We start from the raw sequence: 16568 nt of genomic DNA on the forward strand, positions 1-16568 counted from the left end.
TGAACCGGCGTCGTTTTTCCAAGGAGAGGTTTGATGTCCACATCCTTCACGGCGCTGAGCCGCCGTTCGTTTCTTCTCGGCACCAGTGCCGCTGGTCTTGCTGCCGGGTCCGGTCTGGCGCTGCCGTTTTATGCGCGGGCGGCGGACCGCCCTGTTTTTACCCACGGCGTCCAATCCGGCGATGTCGATCTGAATTCCGGGATGATCTGGACGCGGGTAGACCGCCCTTCGCGGATCATGATGGAATATTCGACCACCGAAAGCTTTGCCAATCCTGTCCGTCTCGCCGCTCTCAATGCGCTGCCGGACAGCGACTATGCCGTGAAGCGGCTTTTGACGGACCTGCCTGCCGACCAGGATATTTTCTATCGGTTCACGGCTGCCGATCTTTCCCATATCAACAGTGTTTCCGAGCCGATTACCGGACGGTTCCGCACCGCGCCCGCCTCCAGGCGCAATGTCCGCTTCGTCTGGTCGGGTGATACGGTAGGTCAGGGCTGGGGCATCGATGAAACCGGCATGAAGACCTATGCCACGATGGCCAAGCATCAGCCGGATTTCTTCCTGCATTCCGGCGATACCATCTATGCGGACGGCCCCATCAAGGAAGAAGTCGATCTGAAGGACGGCACCAAGTGGAAGAATGTCATCGTCACCGATGAAAAGCGCAAGGTGGCCGAAACCCTGGACGAATATCGCGGCCAGTGGAAATACAATATGATGGACAAGAACGTCCTGGAACTGTCGGCGATCTGTCCAACCCATTACCAGTGGGATGACCATGAAGTGCTGAACAACTGGTCGTCGGGCAAGGACCTGACTGCCGACAGCCGCTATAGCGAAAAATCCATCGCCCTGCTGTCGGCGCGCGCTGCCCGTGCCTTCCATGAAATGACGCCGATCCGCTATACGCCCGCCGAGCCGGGCCGGGTTTACCGCAAGATTTCCCATGGTCCGCTGGTCGACGTGTTCTTCCTCGACATGCGCAGTTATCGCGGTTCCAATCATGACGGCATGGAAACGGTGCAGACGCCGGAATCGCGCATCCTGGGTGCCGAGCAGGTGGCCTGGCTGAAGCGGGAACTGACCAATTCCAAGGCGACCTGGAAAATCATCGCTGCCGACATGCCGTTGAGCCTGATCGTTTGGGACGATTATCTCAATAAGAAAGGCACGGAAGCCGTAGCGCAGGGCCATAATGGCGAGCCGCGTGGCCGCGAGCTGGAAATTGCCGAACTGCTGCGGCATATGAAGACGACTGGCATTCGCAATACCGTCTGGCTGACGGCGGATGTGCATTATACCGCCGCCCATTATTACAATCCCGACAAAGCCGCTTTCCAGGATTTCGAACCCTTCTGGGAGTTCGTCTCCGGTCCCCTGCATGCGGGTACATTCGGGCCGAACGATCTCGACATGACCTTTGGCCCTGAGCTGAAATTCATCAAGGCGCCAACCGCCGAGCAGGGCCAGAACCTGCCGCCGTCAGCGGGTCTTCAGTTCTTCGGCATCGTCGATGTCGATGGCCAGAGCGAACAGCTTTCCGTACGGCTGATGGACCGGGACGACAACGAGCTCTATAAGGTCGTGCTCGATCCGGTGCGCAGCGCCTGATTCTTCGGTGAAAATGCGGCAGAGCGTCATCAAGACGCTTTGCCTCTTTCGCAAATGCAAAAAACAGGGTATGAGCGCCCCAAAGTAACAGGCGCGGTCTTTGGTTTCATCAACGGCACCGGCATGGACTTCGCGCCAGAGCCATCAGAGATCCTAATCATGAAGATTCGCAATATCGCGATCATCGCGCACGTTGACCATGGGAAAACCACCCTTGTTGACGAACTTCTGAAACAGTCCGGTTCGTTCCGCGAAAACCAGCGCGTTGCAGAGCGCGTCATGGACAGCAACGATCTGGAAAAAGAGCGCGGCATCACCATTCTCGCCAAGGCAACCTCGGTTGAATGGAAGGGCGTTCGCGTCAACATCGTCGACACCCCCGGCCACGCCGACTTCGGCGGCGAAGTCGAGCGTATCCTGTCGATGGTGGACGGCGCTATCGTTCTCGTCGACTCCTCGGAAGGCCCGATGCCGCAGACCAAATTCGTGGTCGGCAAGGCACTCAAGGTTGGTCTTCGCCCAATCGTTGCGATCAACAAGATCGACCGTCCCGATGGCCGCCATGAAGAAGTCATCAACGAAGTCTTCGACCTGTTCGCCAGCCTCGACGCAACCGATGAGCAGCTCGACTTCCCGATCCTCTACGGTTCCGGTCGTGATGGCTGGATGAATATCGCCCCTGAAGGCCCGAAGGATCAGGGCCTGGCCCCGTTGCTGGACCTGGTGTTGCAGCATGTTCCTGAGCCAAGCGTTGGCGACGAAGACGGCGCGTTCCGCATGATCGGCACGCTGCTGGAAGCCAACCCCTTCCTTGGCCGCGTCATCACCGGTCGTATCCATTCCGGCTCGATCAAGCCGAACCAGTCGGTCAAGGTTCTGAGCCAGGACGGCAAGGTCATCGAAACCGGCCGTATTTCCAAGATCCTCGCGTTCCGCGGTATCGAGCGCACCGCCATCGAAGAAGCCCATGCTGGCGACATCGTGGCGATTGCCGGTCTCTCCAAGGGTACGGTTGCCGACACATTCTGCGATCCGTCCGTGACCGAAGCGCTGGAAGCCCAGCCGATCGATCCGCCGACCGTCACCATGTCCTTCCTGGTCAATGACAGCCCGCTGGCTGGCACAGAAGGCGACAAGGTCACGAGCCGCGTCATCCGCGACCGCCTGTTCAAGGAAGCCGAAGGCAACGTTGCTCTGAAGATTGAAGAATCGGAAGGCAAGGATTCGTTCTTCGTGTCTGGCCGCGGCGAATTGCAGCTGGCCGTTCTGATCGAAACCATGCGCCGCGAAGGCTTCGAGCTGGCCGTGTCGCGTCCGCGCGTCGTGATGCACAAGGACGAGAACGGCACCCTGATGGAGCCGATCGAAGAAGTCGTCATCGACGTCGATGAAGAACATTCCGGCGTCGTCGTGCAGAAAATGTCCGAGCGCAAGGCTGAAATGACCGAGCTGCGGCCTTCCGGCGGCAATCGCGTCCGCCTGGTGTTCTATGCGCCCACCCGTGGCCTGATCGGCTACCAGTCGGAACTGCTGACGGATACCCGTGGCACGGCGATCATGAACCGCCTGTTCCACAACTACCAGCCGTTCAAGGGCGAAATCTCCGGTCGTAACAATGGCGTTCTGTTGTCCAACCAGTCCGGTGAAGCCGTGGCCTACGCCATGTTCAACCTGGAAGATCGCGGCCCGATGATTATCGAGCCAGGCGAAAAGGTTTATGCAGGCATGATCGTCGGCATTCACTCGCGCGACAACGATCTGGAAGTCAACGTTCTCAAGGGCAAGCAGCTGACCAACATCCGCTCTGCCGGCAAGGACGAAGCTGTCAAGCTGACCCCGCCGATCCGCATGACGCTGGACCGCGCGCTCTCCTGGATTCAGGACGACGAGCTGATGGAAGTGACGCCGAAGTCCATCCGTCTGCGCAAGTTCTACCTGGACGCCAACGACCGCAAGCGCTTCGGCAAGGCCCGCGTCGCCCAGGCTTGATTGCCGTTTCTGCTTTTTTGTTTCTGAGAGATCATCAACCCCGGCCTGTTGGCCGGGGTTTTTTTGTGCATAGGCCTTTAAGACGATTCTGATCCTCGGAATTTTACAAGGACCACTCTTGCTTGATTGTTTAAGAAAGCGTTAATCTGGGACGTGGTTATGGGGCAAGCACGAGGAGGGGGCGGACTTGCCAGCGGGAATGATTCCGCACTGATTGTCATCACCCCAGTCGGATGAGAGTGACGTTATGAAGACGTTATCGATTGATGTACGTCCGGCTGCGCCGGATGATGGGAGAGCGCTTTCCGAGGCGCATCGGGAAGCCTGGCAGTCCACCTATAGCGGTCTTATCCCGCATCAGGCCTTGATCAGGATGATGGAGCGCCGTGGCGAGACATGGTGGCGCAAGGCCACCAATGGTCCGGCGACGGTGCTGGTGGTCGATATCGGCGGGGTGATTGCCGGATATGCGACGCTCGGCCTCAACCGGGCCAGGGGCCTTCCCTATGATGGCGAGATCTACGAGATCTATATGCGGCCGGCATATCAGGGCGTTGGCCTCGGATTTACGCTGTTTACCGAATGCCGCCGCCTGCTTAAATCGCTGGGTTGCCGGGGATTGGTGGTCTGGTGCCTGGAGGACTGCGCCGGCGCCGTCAATTTCTTTCGCTCGAATGGCGGTACGGATAGCGTGGAAGGCATGGAGGATTTCGATGCCGTCAGCCTGAAAAAGCTAGGGTTCGTTTGGGCCTGATCGGCTCTCATGCGCGGTCCCGCAAGTCTTTACCTTGATTGCGTCCTTTATTGGGGCCGCCTGTCGCAAATGGTTGCTTTGGTTTAAGAAACCCTTTACGACACCGGGGATTTCAACCATCCCATGGGGTTAGACATGCGTATTGATGCGATTGCGATTGGCAAGAATCCGCCGGAAGATATCAACGTCATCGTTGAGGTGCCGGTCGGTGGCCAGCCGATCAAGTATGAGATGGACAAGGAAGCCGGTACGCTGATCGTCGACCGCTTTCTCTATACGCCGATGCATTATCCCGGTAATTACGGCTTCGTGCCGCATACGCTGTGTCTGGACGGCGACCCGCTGGACGTGCTGATCTGCAATACCCGCCCGCTGGTGCCCGGCTGCGTCATCAATGTTCGCCCAATCGGCGTGATGATGATGGAAGACGATGGCGGCATGGACGAGAAGATCCTGGCCGTGCCGGTTCCCAAGCTGACCCGTCGCTATGACAAGGTCCACAATTACACCGACCTGCCGGAAATCACGCTCGCTCAGATCAAGCATTTCTTCGAGCATTACAAGGATCTGGAGCCCGGCAAATGGGTGAAGATCGGCGATTGGGGCGATGTCAATGTGGCCAAGAAGCTGATCGTCGAATCGATCGAGCGCGCCAAGAAAGAAGCGTGATTTGCCTCACGGGGCAATGATCGCTTCCAGCCTACCAATCAAATCCTCCGGGTCGCCATCGATCCGGAGGATTTTTTGTCTCGCGGTATCGCCGGAGATCAAGCTGACGGTGGATTTGGCGATGCCGAGCCGCTTGGCCATAAGGGCGATCAATGCCTTGTTGGCCCGGCCCTTTTCCGGCACGTCGCTGACCCGCACTTTCAAGTGGGCTTCGCCATTCGCATTGACGTCGACGCCATCAATCCCATCACGCCCACCGTTCGGCGTCAGCCGGACGGCAAGGCGGATGTGATCATCGAAACGTCGATAGCAATGGCTCACAGCAGCATGGGGGCAATCGTGTTCCACATCAGCGAGCGGATGAAGAAGATGATCAGCAGCAGAATGATCGGTGAGATATCGATGCCGCCAAGATTGGGCATGATGCGGCGGATGGGGCGCAGCGCCGGTTCCGTGACGTTGAACAGAAACAGGCCGATCTGGTTGACGAATCGGTTGCTGGAATTGATCACGTTGAAAGCGTAGAGCCAGGAAAAAATCGCGCTGGCGATCAGGATCCAGGTATAAAGATTGAGGGCGAGATCAATCGTCTGCAACAGGGCAAGCATGTCTGTCTCCATTTGTCAGTTGACAGACATGTAGACATTGAGGCCGAAACGGGCAAGTGTCGCCTTGCCAGCTATCGCCATTCATGTTTAACGCAAGTTATGCCGCCATTGCCGGACCCATCCGGCCAGGAAAATAGCTAATGTCCATTTCCCAGTCCGAAGATCGTTTCGCTGCCTTTCGCCATTCCGCCTATACGAAATTCTTCTTCGCACGGTTTCTCGCGGCCTTTGCCATGCAAATCGTCAGCGTCGCGGTTGGCTGGCAGATGTATGAGGTCACCGGCAATGCCCTCTATCTCGGCCTGATCGGGTTGGTGCAGTTTCTACCGGCGCTGTTGCTCATTCTTGTGACCGGTACGGCTGCCGACAGGATGAACCGGCGAATGATCGTTGCGGTTTGCCTGGGTGTCAGCGCTGTCTGCGTGGCGCTGCTGCTGTTCCTCACTGTGGAGAATGCCTTTGCGCCGGTGCCGGTGCTGGCAATCATGACAATTTTCGGCATTGAGCGGGCCTTCATGGGGCCGGCTGTCCAGTCTCTGGCTCCCAATCTGGTGCCGGAAAAGGATCTGGCCAATTCCTTTGCCTGGAATGCGTCGTCCTGGCAGACTGCATCGATCCTCGGCCCGGTTGCCGGCGGCCTGCTCTATGGTGTTGGGCCGCTTTCTGCCTATATCGTCGCATTGGGTTTCATGGCCGCTGGCACGATCCTTGTGCTGCTGGTGCCAAAGCCCGTGCAGCGAACCGCCAACGAACCAAAAACCTGGACCTACCTTCTGGCTGGTTTCAAGTTCATACGCCATGAGAAGGTGGTGCTGGGGGCGATTTCTCTCGACCTGTTCGCCGTGCTGTTAGGCGGGGCGGTGGCACTGATGCCGATCTACGCCTCCGATATCTTGACCATGGGGCCGATGGGGCTGGGTATCTTGCGGTCGGCACCGGGCGTGGGCGCTATTGCCATGGCGACCTTTCTTGCCACCTTTCCGATCAAGCACCGCGCTGGGACGATCATGTTCGTTGGCGTTGCCATCTTTGGGCTCGCGACCGTGGCTTTCGGGCTGTCGACGGTCTGGTGGGTGTCAGCGCTGGCGCTGGCCGTAATGGGCGCCGGTGACATGATCTCGGTCTATGTGCGCGAAACGCTGCTGGCGCTCTGGACGCCGGATCAGGTGCGTGGCCGGGTCAATGCCGTCAATTCGGTGTTTATCGGCGCATCTAACGAGCTGGGGGAGTTTCGGGCCGGTACCATGGCGCATCTGATTGGACCTGTCGGAGCGGTGGTTGTCGGCGGCGTCGGGACGCTGGCGGTCTCGATCATCTGGGCGCTGACCTTTCCGAAGCTGCGCACCATCGACACGCTGGAAGCCCCGGACAAATCCTGATTGCGATCAGGCTTGGCTCTGTTCGGCTGGTTGACACCGGCCAGCACTCTGGTCTTCCTCAGCAAGGACCAGATCGAGAAAATCCGATAGCCAGGCCTTGAGCGGGGCATCGAACAGCATGCGTCCTTCCAGATGGTCGCGGCCCGCCTGGGCGTTCGGCATGGAAAAGCGTGACGCGCCATGCACCACCCAACGCTGCATCATCGCGCGCGTTAGTTCCGCATGAAATTGGATACCAAAGGCCTTTTCCCCGTAGCGGATCGCCTGATTGGGATAGATGTCGCCGGTGGCTAGCAGCGTTGCGCCATGCGGCAGGTCGAAGCCTTCGCGGTGAAAATGATAGACCATTTTCGGCCATTTCATCAGCAATCGGCCATGGGTGGTCGGCTGGATCGGATACCAGCCGATTTCTACGAGTTCCCGGTCATGGCCACTGACCTTGGCGCCCAGATGCCGGGCCAGCATTTGCGCACCGAGACAAATGCCGAGATAGGGCCGGTTCTCCTTAAGCGGCACGGATAGCCAGTCGATCTCGTCATGCACGAAACGATCAGGATCGTTGGCACTCATCGGTCCGCCGAATACCACGGCGCCGCTGTGACCGCTCAGCGTATCGGGCAGCGGATCGCCGAGCACCGGGCGGCGGATGTCGAGGGGGAAGCCTTTTTCCACCAGCAATTGGCCGACACGACCGGCGCTGGATCGCTCCTGATGCAGGACGACCAGGACCGGACGATGCGCGGGCCAAATTCGTGCCGGATCATGAAGCATCCGCATCTCCGGCGACCTGTTCATCTCCGGCCTGGCCATCCGTCTTTTGTCCGGCCCGCTCTGCCGCCTTTTGCCGGGCCAGAATCCGGTCCCGGTCGGAGACGCCAAGCAGGTCTGCGACCCGCCAGAGGATATGATCTTCCATCTCGTTGCGCATGCCATCGGCATACACGATGTCCCAGAGCACGCTGACCAGTTCCAGTCTCTGGGTTTCATCGAGACGGCGCTTTAATTCCGAGGTGAAGCGGTAATAGTCTACCGCTTCACTTTCCGCCTGCTGGCCTGCCTCCAGCAAGGCTTCGATCTTGCTGCGATCCAGATCGTAATGATCCTTGATGCTCTTTTTCAGGCTCTTCCGTTCGGCGGCGCTGATGGTTCCATCGGCTTCCATCACCTGGAAACACAGGGCGACGATCAGCACCCTCGTGTCATTGCCGTCGAATTCATTGTCCTGTTCGCCAGCGATAAAGCTTTGGAAAAAAGTATTGAGGCGCTCCAGCATGAATGGTCCTTAAAACAGGTTGAGCCGGGTTTTCTCGTCCGAATTGCGGCTGGCGTCGCGCACGCCCGGATCGTCCGGCGGGCCGCCGAAGAACGGCTCCGGTTCGAGGCTTTTCGGCCCCGGCTTCGGCGGTGCGGAAGGCTGGCTCGGCGGGGCTGCTGCGGCCTCAGGGTGTTCCGGCGGCGTGTTAATCTTGCTCGCCGGAACGGAGGATGTAGGTTTCTCGCCCTGTCCAAGCGGCGGCAATTCGGCCAAGGCGGCAGCGCCGCTGATCACTGTGCCGTCTTCGACCGGCCCGGAGAGCTGGGCATAGGGGATCTTCCACTCGAAAGCGTCGAGCCTGCCGCTGACAGGCGAATAGGGCAGCCATTTTTCCGAGACCTGGCCATCGGCCACCCAGGCGGGATCGCGGGGGGCTTTGAGAGCCTGCGCCATCCAGTAGCGGATGCGAGCCTGATCACCGGTTTCGGCATCCTCGATATCAGCCAGCAGCAGGAAAACCCGTTCGCTGGCCTGCATCCGGGCTGCCGCTTCGGCCTTGGCGCGTGCCTTGGTGAAGTCTCGCGCCTCAAGTGCCATTTCCGCAACCACCAGCAGCGAATAGACATTATTGGGCTTGACCTGTTCCAGCCGCTCGGCCCGCTTCAGCCGGTCGACCGCGCCGTCACCACCCCGCGCCCGCACATAGAGGCTGGCGATGTCTGGATGGGGAGCAAGCTTCCAGGCTGTTTCCAACACCGAACCCGCCTTGCGCAGATTATCCTCGCGCAGCAGGGCGCGGGCGGCGGTCACGGAGGCCGGAACGAGATCCTTGGCGAGTTTCAGCGCATTCATGGCATTGTCGCGGGCCGCTGCCGGATCACCGTCCAACTGGTCCATGGCTTTTGCGGTCAGTAGCACGGCTTTCAGCCGGTCGGCTTCCGGCCGGGCCAGGACGCCTGCGACGCGCTGTTGATCGAGAAGATGAATGGCCTCGTTCCAGGCGCTGGTCTGGCATCGATATTCCAAAGCGGCCTTGGCAGCCCAAGGCAGATAAGGCGCATCCTCGGCAGCCCTTTCGGCATATTGCCGCGCAGCCTCATGCGCCCCTAGCCGCGTTGCCTCCACATAGAGGCCGCGCAGGCCAAGCTCGCGGGTTTCGGGATCGGCGACCATCTGCTCATAGATCCGCCTTGCATCGTCATGCTTGCCCTCGATCAGGGCGGCCTGGGCTTCCAGCACCATGATCAGCGGTTCCTGATCGGCACGGACCAGACCACGGGCGCGGGCACTCATCCGCCGGGCCAGCGCGGCATTGCCGGCACCTGCGGCGATCAGGCCGGTCGAGATCGCCTGATAGCCTCTGTCACGCTTGCGGGCGCGGAAATAGCGGCGCATTGAATGCGGCGAGGTCCAGAGCGTGCGCACCAGCCACCAGCCGATCATCACCACCGCAATAATGGCGACGATCATGGTGGCCGCCGCCGTCAGGCTCATTTCAATCAGCTGGCCCTGCCAGACAATCTGCAACTCACCCGGACGATCGGCAAGCCAGGAAAAACCGAAGCCAAGGGCCAGGATGATCAGGATATAGACAATGATACGGATCATGATGCTTATCCTTGCCGTCCGGCGACGGCACGAGCCAGCGCGTCGGAAACCTGGTTTTCAACGGTAATACGGGCGTCGAGCGCCTTCTTGAACTCAGCAGAGACGGTGCGTCCTGCCTCTGGCAGGCTGTCCCATTCAGCTGCCGCACCCTTCAGGTCGCCATTGCGGATCTTGTCTTCGATGCGCGCGACAATCGCCGAGGCGCTGTCGCCTTCGACATTGCCGACCGGCCGGACCTTGACCACCGACATGGCGCTGGCCCAGAGACGCTCGCCGATATTGGCGCTTTCCGCCGGAGCGTTGATGGTCGACAGGATCTTGTCAGCAACCGGGCCGAATTGCCGTTGCAGCTCGGCGCGGGAGGTGACGCCCGTGGTCGCATAGGGTTCCAGGGCGGCAATGGCGGTGTCTTCCGGGGCGATGCTGCCCAGCGTGCGCAGCTCGGCCAGGAATGGCCCGCCCCGGTCTGCGGCGGTCTTCAAAGCCGAGGCAGCAATGGCGCGGGCGACTTCGATATCGTCACGCGGCTTGTTGATCTTGGTTTCGATGGCGCTCATCTTGTCGGAGACTTCCGTCTGGTTTTCGGTGAGCTTTTCCACCCGGCCGGCAAGATCCGATTTCAGTTGGTCGATTGCCTGATTGGCGCTGGCAAGCTTTGCCTGCAAGTCGCTGACGGCAGCGGGGTCACCGGCGTTTTGCTGCTGGCCTGATTCCAGTTGGGCCAAACGGCTTTCGAGACCGGACAGATCGCCCGAAGCTGACCCATTGGTTGTTCCTGCCTTGAGGCGCTCGACATCGGCGGCGAGCGCTGCGACCTGCTGGCTGATCGCGGTATCGTCTCTGCCTGCGCTGCTTCCGGCGGAGGGCAAGACGCCGGCATATTGCAGGGCGCTGGCGCTGATCAGTGCAATCAGGCCGCCGACAATACCAGCGGCCACCAGGCTCGACGTGACGGGCGATGACGAGCGCGAGGTTGGTCCCGGTGCCTGTTCCTCGGAAGAGGCGTCGATCGGCGGCGGTCCGGGTTCATCGGGCGGCGGCGGAGAAAAGGCCGAGGTCTCACCGCCGAAATGCGCCTGGTCCTGCTTTGCAGGCTCGGAATCGCTCGCCCCGGTTTCGGCTGGAGCTGTGCTTTGGTCTTCCTTGACAGCCGCAGCCGGAGCCTCAAGCTCTGTAGCGGGCGTGGAAGCCAGGCCAGCGTCTTCAACTGGCTTTTCGCTTATCGGCTCTTCGCTGGAGTCTCGGCACCGTTTCCGAGGCTTGAACAGGGGTCGCCGTCAAGTCGATGGTTACCGGCTCTTCGGTGGTTTTGGAACGGCGTGGGGGTTTTCCGGAAACCATGGCAACCTCGCTTTCAATGGATGTCGAATGAAATTAGTCAGGGATCAGCCGGAAGGAAAGGGGCTTGCCTGCATTTGCCACTTGTCCGGTGGTTTTACAGGAGGCAAAGCAGGGCCTCCTCATGGGGGTGGGGAGCAACTGAAACCCTGTTCCTGAACGGTTTTGCGACGTTTTCGGCAATATCCGTGCTCAGGCAGAAAATGTGTGCGGATGCGAAGAGATCGGCAATTTCATCTGAGAAAGGCAGGGCGAAGAACCGTCTGGCAGTCTCGGCGGAATAGAGCAGCACGGCGTCCACCGCCCTGCCGTCAAGCCGGTCGATGATATCGTTCGGCTCATAAGCCAATTCCTGCATCGTATAGGCTTCCACCACATCAAAGGGAATGGAAGACTGGCGCAAGCCCAGTTCCAGGCTCTGCTTGCGCGGCTGCCCGGCCAGATAAAGCAGCGGATCGGCCCAGTCGATACGGGCGTTGGCAATTGTGTGTGCCAGGGCGGCGCCATCGCCTTCAGCGCTGGTCACCGCGCGAAAACCGAGGTTCCGTGCGGCATCAGCCGTTGCTGCGCCCACGGCAAACAGCGGGGTTTCAAAATGGGGCCGAAGCGCTTCGCCATGCGATACAAGGCAGCGAAGCACCTCTGTACTGGTCACGGCCAAGGCCGCATGCGGTTTTGAAAGGGCTTTGAGCGCCTCGTCGGCATGATGGACGGCTTTGGCCAGTGGCAGGAGCACGGCGTCGTGACCAAGCGCATGGAGACGGTTTGCCGTCTTGCGGCTTGCGGTCTCCGTCCGGGTCAGCAAAACGCGCATGTCGTCAGGTCCATGCCTCGAAGAAGCCAGGTCCGGCTTTGTCCCTTACCTTTTCGCCCGCCGACCAGCCCAGTGCCAGCCCATCGGCGCAGCGGCCCTCGGCCTCGACCGAATGGGAGACCTGACCATCCGGCGTCAGGATCGTGCCCGTCAGGCGGATCGTCTCGCCATCCGATATGGCATAACCGGCAATCGGCGTGCGGCAGGAACCGTCCAGTGCGGCCAGGAAGGCGCGCTCACAGGAAACCGCTTCAAATGTCGGTCGATGGTTGATGGCGGCCAGCAGATCCTGGATGCGCCGGTCATCGACCCGCGCCTCGATGCAGATTGCCCCTTGGGCCGGTGCGGGCGGAAAGCTTTCGAGATCGAGATATTGGGTAATCACGGTTTCCTTGTCCAACCGCTTCAATCCGGCCACGGCCAGCAACGTGGCATCGACCTCGCCTGCGGCCAGCTTGCGAAGCCGGGTCTCCACGGCGCCGCGATAGGTAATGACCTTGAGGTCAGGCCGAAGCCTGCGAATCAGCGCCTGGCGCCGGAGCGAGGCCGAGCCGATGACGGCGCCGTCGGCAAGCTCCAGCAGCTTTGGTGCCGTGCGGCCGATAAACGCATCGCGCATGTCTTCCCGTGGCAGATAGGCGGAAATCTCCAGCCCATCGGGAAGGGCCGTTGGCATATCCTTGGAGGAATGCACGGCAAAATCCAGCCCGCCGGACAGCAATTGCTGCTCCAGTTCCAGGGTGAACAGGCCCTTGCCGCCGATTTCCGCCAGCGACCGGTCGGTGATGCGGTCGCCGGTGGTCGACAGGACAACGATCTCGAACATATCAGGCGAAAGGCCATGCGCCTCCGCCAGACGCTCGCGGGTTTCATGGGCCTGGGCCAGCGCCAAAGGGCTGCCGCGTGTGCCGATGCGAAAAGGTTTCGTTTGCATCCGAAGTCATCCATTGTTACCGGAGGTTCTCGTAACCATGTTTGCTCTTCCTCGCAATCAATCAAATCGACGCAACTCAGCCTCCATGACAGGTCCTTTGAAGATTCTCGGCATCGAAACCAGCTGCGATGAAACCGCAGCCGCTATCGTTCTGCGCCATGACGACGGACGCGGCGAAATCGTATCCGATGTGGTGTTGAGCCAGCTGGACGAACACAGCGTCTATGGCGGCGTCGTGCCGGAAATCGCTGCCCGTGCCCATGTCGAGGCACTCGATACGCTGGTGGAAGAGGCCCTGGCCAAGGCCGATATACGGCTGGCTGATATCGATGCCGTGGCGGCCACCGCCGGTCCCGGCCTGATCGGCGGGCTGATCGTCGGTTTGATGACCGGCAAGGCGATTGCCCGGGCGGCGGGAAAGCCGCTTTACGCCATCAACCATCTGGAAGGCCATGCGCTGACGGCGCGGCTAACGGATAATGTCGCCTTTCCCTATCTGATGCTGCTGGTTTCCGGTGGTCATACCCAATTGGTTCTGGTGCGCGGTGTTGGCGATTATCAGCGCTGGGGCACCACCATCGACGATGCGCTTGGTGAGGCGTTTGACAAGACTGCCAAACTGCTCGGTCTGCCCTATCCGGGTGGCCCGGCGGTAGAACGCGCCGCCCTTCATGGCAACGAAAAACGCTTCAGCTTTCCGCGCCCGCTGGTGGGTGAGGCGCGGCTGGATTTTTCTTTTTCCGGGCTGAAGACAGCGGTGCGGCAGGCGGCACAGGCGGCAGCGCCAGTCAGCCAGTCCGATATCGCCGATATCTGCGCCTCTTTTCAGCGCGCCATCGCCCGCACCATGGACGACCGGATCGGTCGGGGGCTGGAGCGATTCAATACGGAATATCCAGGCCTTGAGGCCAAGCCAGCCCTGGTGGTGGCTGGTGGTGTGGCCGCCAATCAGGCGTTGCGCGCTGCCTTGCAGACTTTATGTGACCGGCACGGGTTTCGCTTCATCGCCCCACCACATCATCTTTGCACCGACAATGCGGCGATGATCGCCTGGGCTGGGCTGGAACGGCTGGCCCATGGCTTCCCGGCCGATGATCTGTCTGTCTCGCCGCGCGCCCGCTGGCCTCTGGACGGCAATGCGGCGACCTTGCTTGGGTCGGGTAAACGGGGCGCGAAAGCATGAGTGGACATCATCACATCGCGGTGATCGGTGCCGGAGCCTTCGGTACGGCGCTGGCGGCTGTCATGGCGCTGGAAGGGCGGTCCAAGGTCACTTTGCTGGGCCGTGATCCCTCCTTGATGGCTGATCTTAGGGCCGATGGCATGCATGACGCTGCTTTGCCGGGGGTTGCCTTGCCTTTCGGGCTGGAATTCGCCTTCGAGCCGGATGTGCTGGCCGATGCCGATATCGTGTTGTTTGCCATGCCCTCACAGGCGCAGGCCGATGCGGCATCGACCTATGGTCCCTATCTTTCCGCTGAGGCCATGGTGGTCACCTGTGCCAAGGGCATCGACCGGGCAAGCTCCCGGCTGCTGACCGAATTGCTGGAAGAAAAATTGCCGCATCATCCTGTCGCGGTTCTGTCGGGACCAGGCTTTGCCATGGATATCGCCCGTGGCCTGCCGACCGCAATGGCGCTGGCGGCTGCCAATCTTGACATGGCCGAGGACCTGGCGCGGACGCTGTCCACCCGGACATTCCGGCTCTATGCCGCCGACGACCGGATTGGCGTGCAACTGGGCGGAGCGTTGAAGAATGTGCTGGCGATTGCCTGCGGCATCGTCGAGGGCCGGGGATTGGGCGAATCAGCCCGGGCGGCGTTGATTTCACGCGGTCTTGCGGAAATGTCGCGGCTGGTCGTCGCCATGGGCGGCAAGGCGGATACGGTGCGTGGTCTGTCGGGCCTTGGCGATCTGGTCTTGACGGCCACCAGCCATCAATCCCGCAACCTGCGCTATGGTATCGCGCTTGCCAAGGGTGAGCAAAACCAGCTTGGCAGCAGCGGTCTGGTCGAGGGTGCCTTTGCCGCTGCGGTTGCCGCCCGTCTTGCCGAACACCACGGCATCGCCATGCCGATCACCCAGGCCGTTGCCGCCATCATCGATGGTGTGCTGGATATTGATCGGGCGGTCGATGCACTGATGACCCGCCCCATTACCACGGAATAATTTTTGAGGAGACGAGCCATGCTGTTTGCCGTGATCTGCGCCGATAAGCCCAACCATCTTGACCTTCGAATGGCGACCCGCCCGCCGCATGTGGAGTGGCTGAACGGCTTGAATGCTGAAGGCGTTTTGAAAATCGGTGGGCCTTTTCTGGATGGCGATGGCAAGCCCTGCGGTTCGATGCTGCTGATCAAGGCGGACGACCTTGCCGCCGCCAAGGAAATCGCGGCGCAAGACCCCTATGCCAAGGCTGGCCTGTTCGAAAGCGTCGACATCAAGCCCTATAACTGGGTCTTCAACAATCCCGAGGCATGAGACGCATGGCTTTCTGGCTTTACAAATCCGAACCTTTCAAGTGGTCCTGGGCCATGCAGAAGGATGCGGGCGAGGCGGGCACCGAATGGACCGGCGTGCGCAACTATCTGGCCCGCAACAATATGCGGGCGATGAAGATCGGCGATAAGGGCCTGTTCTACCACTCCAACGAGGGGTTGGAAGTGGTCGGCATTACCGAAGTTTGCGCGCTCTCCCATCCCGATTCGACCGCTGAAGGCGATGCCCGCTGGGACTGCGTCGACATTCGCGCTGTGCGCGATATGCCAAAACCGGTGACCCTGAAAGACGTCAAGGCCAATCCGAACCTCGCACAGATGGCGCTGGTGACCTCGATGCGGCTTTCGGTACAGCCGGTGACCGAGGAGGAATATTTCGAGATCTGCCGCATGGGCGGGCTTGAAAATCCGCCGGTGTGAGCGTTTCACCTGTGAAGATCGATCCTCAGCGATTCATCCTTGACAATACCGATCTTGTCGCACCGCCACATGTGCCGGAAATCCGGTTGCATCTGGCAACCGAAGTGCATGATCTCTGGCTGAAAACCGAGGAAGATCTGGCGGAAATCGGCTTGCCGCCGCCGTTCTGGGCCTTTGCCTGGGCCGGTGGTCAGGGCTTGGCGCGTCATATCCTCGACAATCCGCAGCTTGTGGCGGGCAAGCGGGTGGTGGATTTCGCCAGCGGGTCCGGTCTGGTTGCCATTGCCGCCGCCAAGGCCGGAGCAGCTTCGGTGCTGTGTGTGGATATCGATCCGTTCGTACAGGCGGCAATTGCCCTCAATGCAGCGGAAAACGGGGTGGAACTTGGTTTTTGCGGCGAGGATCTGATCGGCCAGACACTGGACGCCGACCTGCTCCTGGCTGGTGACGTTTTTTACGACAAGAGCTTTGCGGATAGATTGGTACCCTGGTTTTCAACGCTGTGCGGGCAGGGAATCGATATCCTGGTCGGCGATCCCGGGCGAAGCTATTGCCCGACTGATCGGATGCAGGCCTTGGCGACCTATCAGGTTCCGGTCACACGAATGCTGGAAGACAGCGAGGTGAAGAAAACCACTGTCTGGAAGTTTTGCTGCTAGAGCATCGGACCGAAAGTTAAGAACCGGTT

At 60.3% G+C, this 16568-nt stretch carries 18 protein-coding genes; 10 read left to right on the forward strand and 8 right to left on the reverse strand.

Going from position 1 to position 16568, the window contains the following annotated elements:
• The first annotated feature begins 33 nt into the window (after window positions 1-33).
• The 4 genes from V6582_RS11960 to ppa all read left to right on the forward strand — a co-directional run bounded on the left by V6582_RS11960 (window position 34) and on the right by ppa (window position 5026).
• Complete coding sequence (locus V6582_RS11960; protein WP_156631306.1) at window positions 34-1614, forward strand: alkaline phosphatase D family protein; 1581 nt, start codon at window positions 34-36, stop codon at window positions 1612-1614.
• A 159-nt stretch (window positions 1615-1773) separates the two neighbouring features.
• Window positions 1774-3603 (forward strand): translational GTPase TypA, encoded by a 1830-nt coding sequence (typA, locus tag V6582_RS11965; protein WP_070153226.1) that lies wholly within the window; start codon window positions 1774-1776, stop codon window positions 3601-3603.
• 247 nt (window positions 3604-3850) lie between these two features.
• Window positions 3851-4357: a GNAT family N-acetyltransferase gene (locus tag V6582_RS11970; protein ID WP_015917421.1), complete on the forward strand. Its 507-nt coding sequence runs from the start codon at window positions 3851-3853 to the stop codon at window positions 4355-4357.
• 135 nt (window positions 4358-4492) lie between these two features.
• Entirely contained in the window at window positions 4493-5026 is a 534-nt protein-coding gene (gene ppa / locus V6582_RS11975; protein ID WP_156541408.1) for an inorganic diphosphatase, read from the forward strand.
• Between the two features lie 6 nt (window positions 5027-5032).
• Here ppa and V6582_RS11980 read toward each other — a convergent pair whose 3' ends face one another.
• A complete protein-coding gene (locus V6582_RS11980) occupies window positions 5033-5347 on the reverse strand; it encodes a DUF167 domain-containing protein (protein WP_337739206.1) in 315 nt (104 codons plus the stop codon).
• Window positions 5344-5634, reverse strand: a complete 291-nt coding sequence (locus V6582_RS11985; RefSeq protein ID WP_015917418.1) for a YggT family protein — start codon at window positions 5632-5634, stop codon at window positions 5344-5346. Before V6582_RS11985 ends, V6582_RS11980 begins: the two co-directional genes overlap by 4 nt.
• Before the next feature lie 140 nt (window positions 5635-5774).
• On the opposite strand from V6582_RS11985, the gene V6582_RS11990 reads away from it, so the two are divergent.
• Window positions 5775-7013 (forward strand): MFS transporter, encoded by a 1239-nt coding sequence (locus tag V6582_RS11990; protein ID WP_156631304.1) that lies wholly within the window; start codon window positions 5775-5777, stop codon window positions 7011-7013.
• Window positions 7014-7019: 6 nt separating this feature from the next.
• On the opposite strand, the gene V6582_RS11995 is transcribed toward V6582_RS11990, so the two are convergent.
• The 6 genes from V6582_RS11995 to hemC all read right to left on the reverse strand — a co-directional run bounded on the left by V6582_RS11995 (window position 7020) and on the right by hemC (window position 12962).
• The gene (locus V6582_RS11995; protein ID WP_156631303.1) at window positions 7020-7784 is read right to left on the reverse strand and encodes a glutamine amidotransferase; all 765 of its coding nucleotides are present in this window, start codon (window positions 7782-7784) and stop codon (window positions 7020-7022) included.
• The gene (locus V6582_RS12000; protein ID WP_156631302.1) at window positions 7774-8286 is read right to left on the reverse strand and encodes a TerB family tellurite resistance protein; all 513 of its coding nucleotides are present in this window, start codon (window positions 8284-8286) and stop codon (window positions 7774-7776) included. Before V6582_RS12000 ends, V6582_RS11995 begins: the two co-directional genes overlap by 11 nt.
• 9 nt (window positions 8287-8295) lie before the next feature.
• On the reverse strand, window positions 8296-9876 hold the full coding sequence (locus V6582_RS12005) for a heme biosynthesis protein HemY (protein WP_156631301.1): 1581 nt from the start codon (window positions 9874-9876) through the stop codon (window positions 8296-8298).
• Between the two features lie 5 nt (window positions 9877-9881).
• Window positions 9882-10814: a COG4223 family protein gene (locus tag V6582_RS12010; protein ID WP_349508868.1), complete on the reverse strand. Its 933-nt coding sequence runs from the start codon at window positions 10812-10814 to the stop codon at window positions 9882-9884.
• A gap of 497 nt (window positions 10815-11311) precedes the next feature.
• Window positions 11312-12028: a uroporphyrinogen-III synthase gene (locus V6582_RS12015; protein WP_156631299.1), complete on the reverse strand. Its 717-nt coding sequence runs from the start codon at window positions 12026-12028 to the stop codon at window positions 11312-11314.
• A 4-nt stretch (window positions 12029-12032) separates the two neighbouring features.
• The gene (gene hemC / locus V6582_RS12020) at window positions 12033-12962 is read right to left on the reverse strand and encodes a hydroxymethylbilane synthase (protein WP_156631298.1); all 930 of its coding nucleotides are present in this window, start codon (window positions 12960-12962) and stop codon (window positions 12033-12035) included.
• Between the two features lie 85 nt (window positions 12963-13047).
• On the opposite strand from hemC, the gene tsaD reads away from it, so the two are divergent.
• Genes tsaD through V6582_RS12045 form a run of 5 tightly spaced genes read left to right on the forward strand, consistent with a single transcriptional unit; the run spans window position 13048 to window position 16539 of the window.
• A complete protein-coding gene (gene tsaD, locus V6582_RS12025; RefSeq protein WP_156631297.1) occupies window positions 13048-14145 on the forward strand; it encodes a tRNA (adenosine(37)-N6)-threonylcarbamoyltransferase complex transferase subunit TsaD in 1098 nt (365 codons plus the stop codon).
• Window positions 14142-15131 (forward strand): NAD(P)H-dependent glycerol-3-phosphate dehydrogenase, encoded by a 990-nt coding sequence (locus V6582_RS12030; protein ID WP_156631296.1) that lies wholly within the window; start codon window positions 14142-14144, stop codon window positions 15129-15131. Before tsaD ends, V6582_RS12030 begins: the two co-directional genes overlap by 4 nt.
• A gap of 18 nt (window positions 15132-15149) precedes the next feature.
• On the forward strand, window positions 15150-15443 hold the full coding sequence (locus V6582_RS12035; protein WP_070164310.1) for a YciI-like protein: 294 nt from the start codon (window positions 15150-15152) through the stop codon (window positions 15441-15443).
• A gap of 5 nt (window positions 15444-15448) precedes the next feature.
• Window positions 15449-15880, forward strand: coding sequence for an EVE domain-containing protein (locus V6582_RS12040; RefSeq protein WP_070152891.1), 432 nt, complete (start codon window positions 15449-15451; stop codon window positions 15878-15880).
• 11 nt (window positions 15881-15891) lie between these two features.
• A complete protein-coding gene (locus V6582_RS12045; protein WP_337739221.1) occupies window positions 15892-16539 on the forward strand; it encodes a class I SAM-dependent methyltransferase in 648 nt (215 codons plus the stop codon).
• Window positions 16540-16568: the final 29 nt, after the last annotated feature.

Origin of the sequence: Agrobacterium vitis (genome assembly GCF_037039395.1) — a bacterium.
In the GTDB taxonomy this organism is placed as follows: Bacteria; Pseudomonadota; Alphaproteobacteria; order Rhizobiales; family Rhizobiaceae; genus Allorhizobium; species Allorhizobium vitis_E.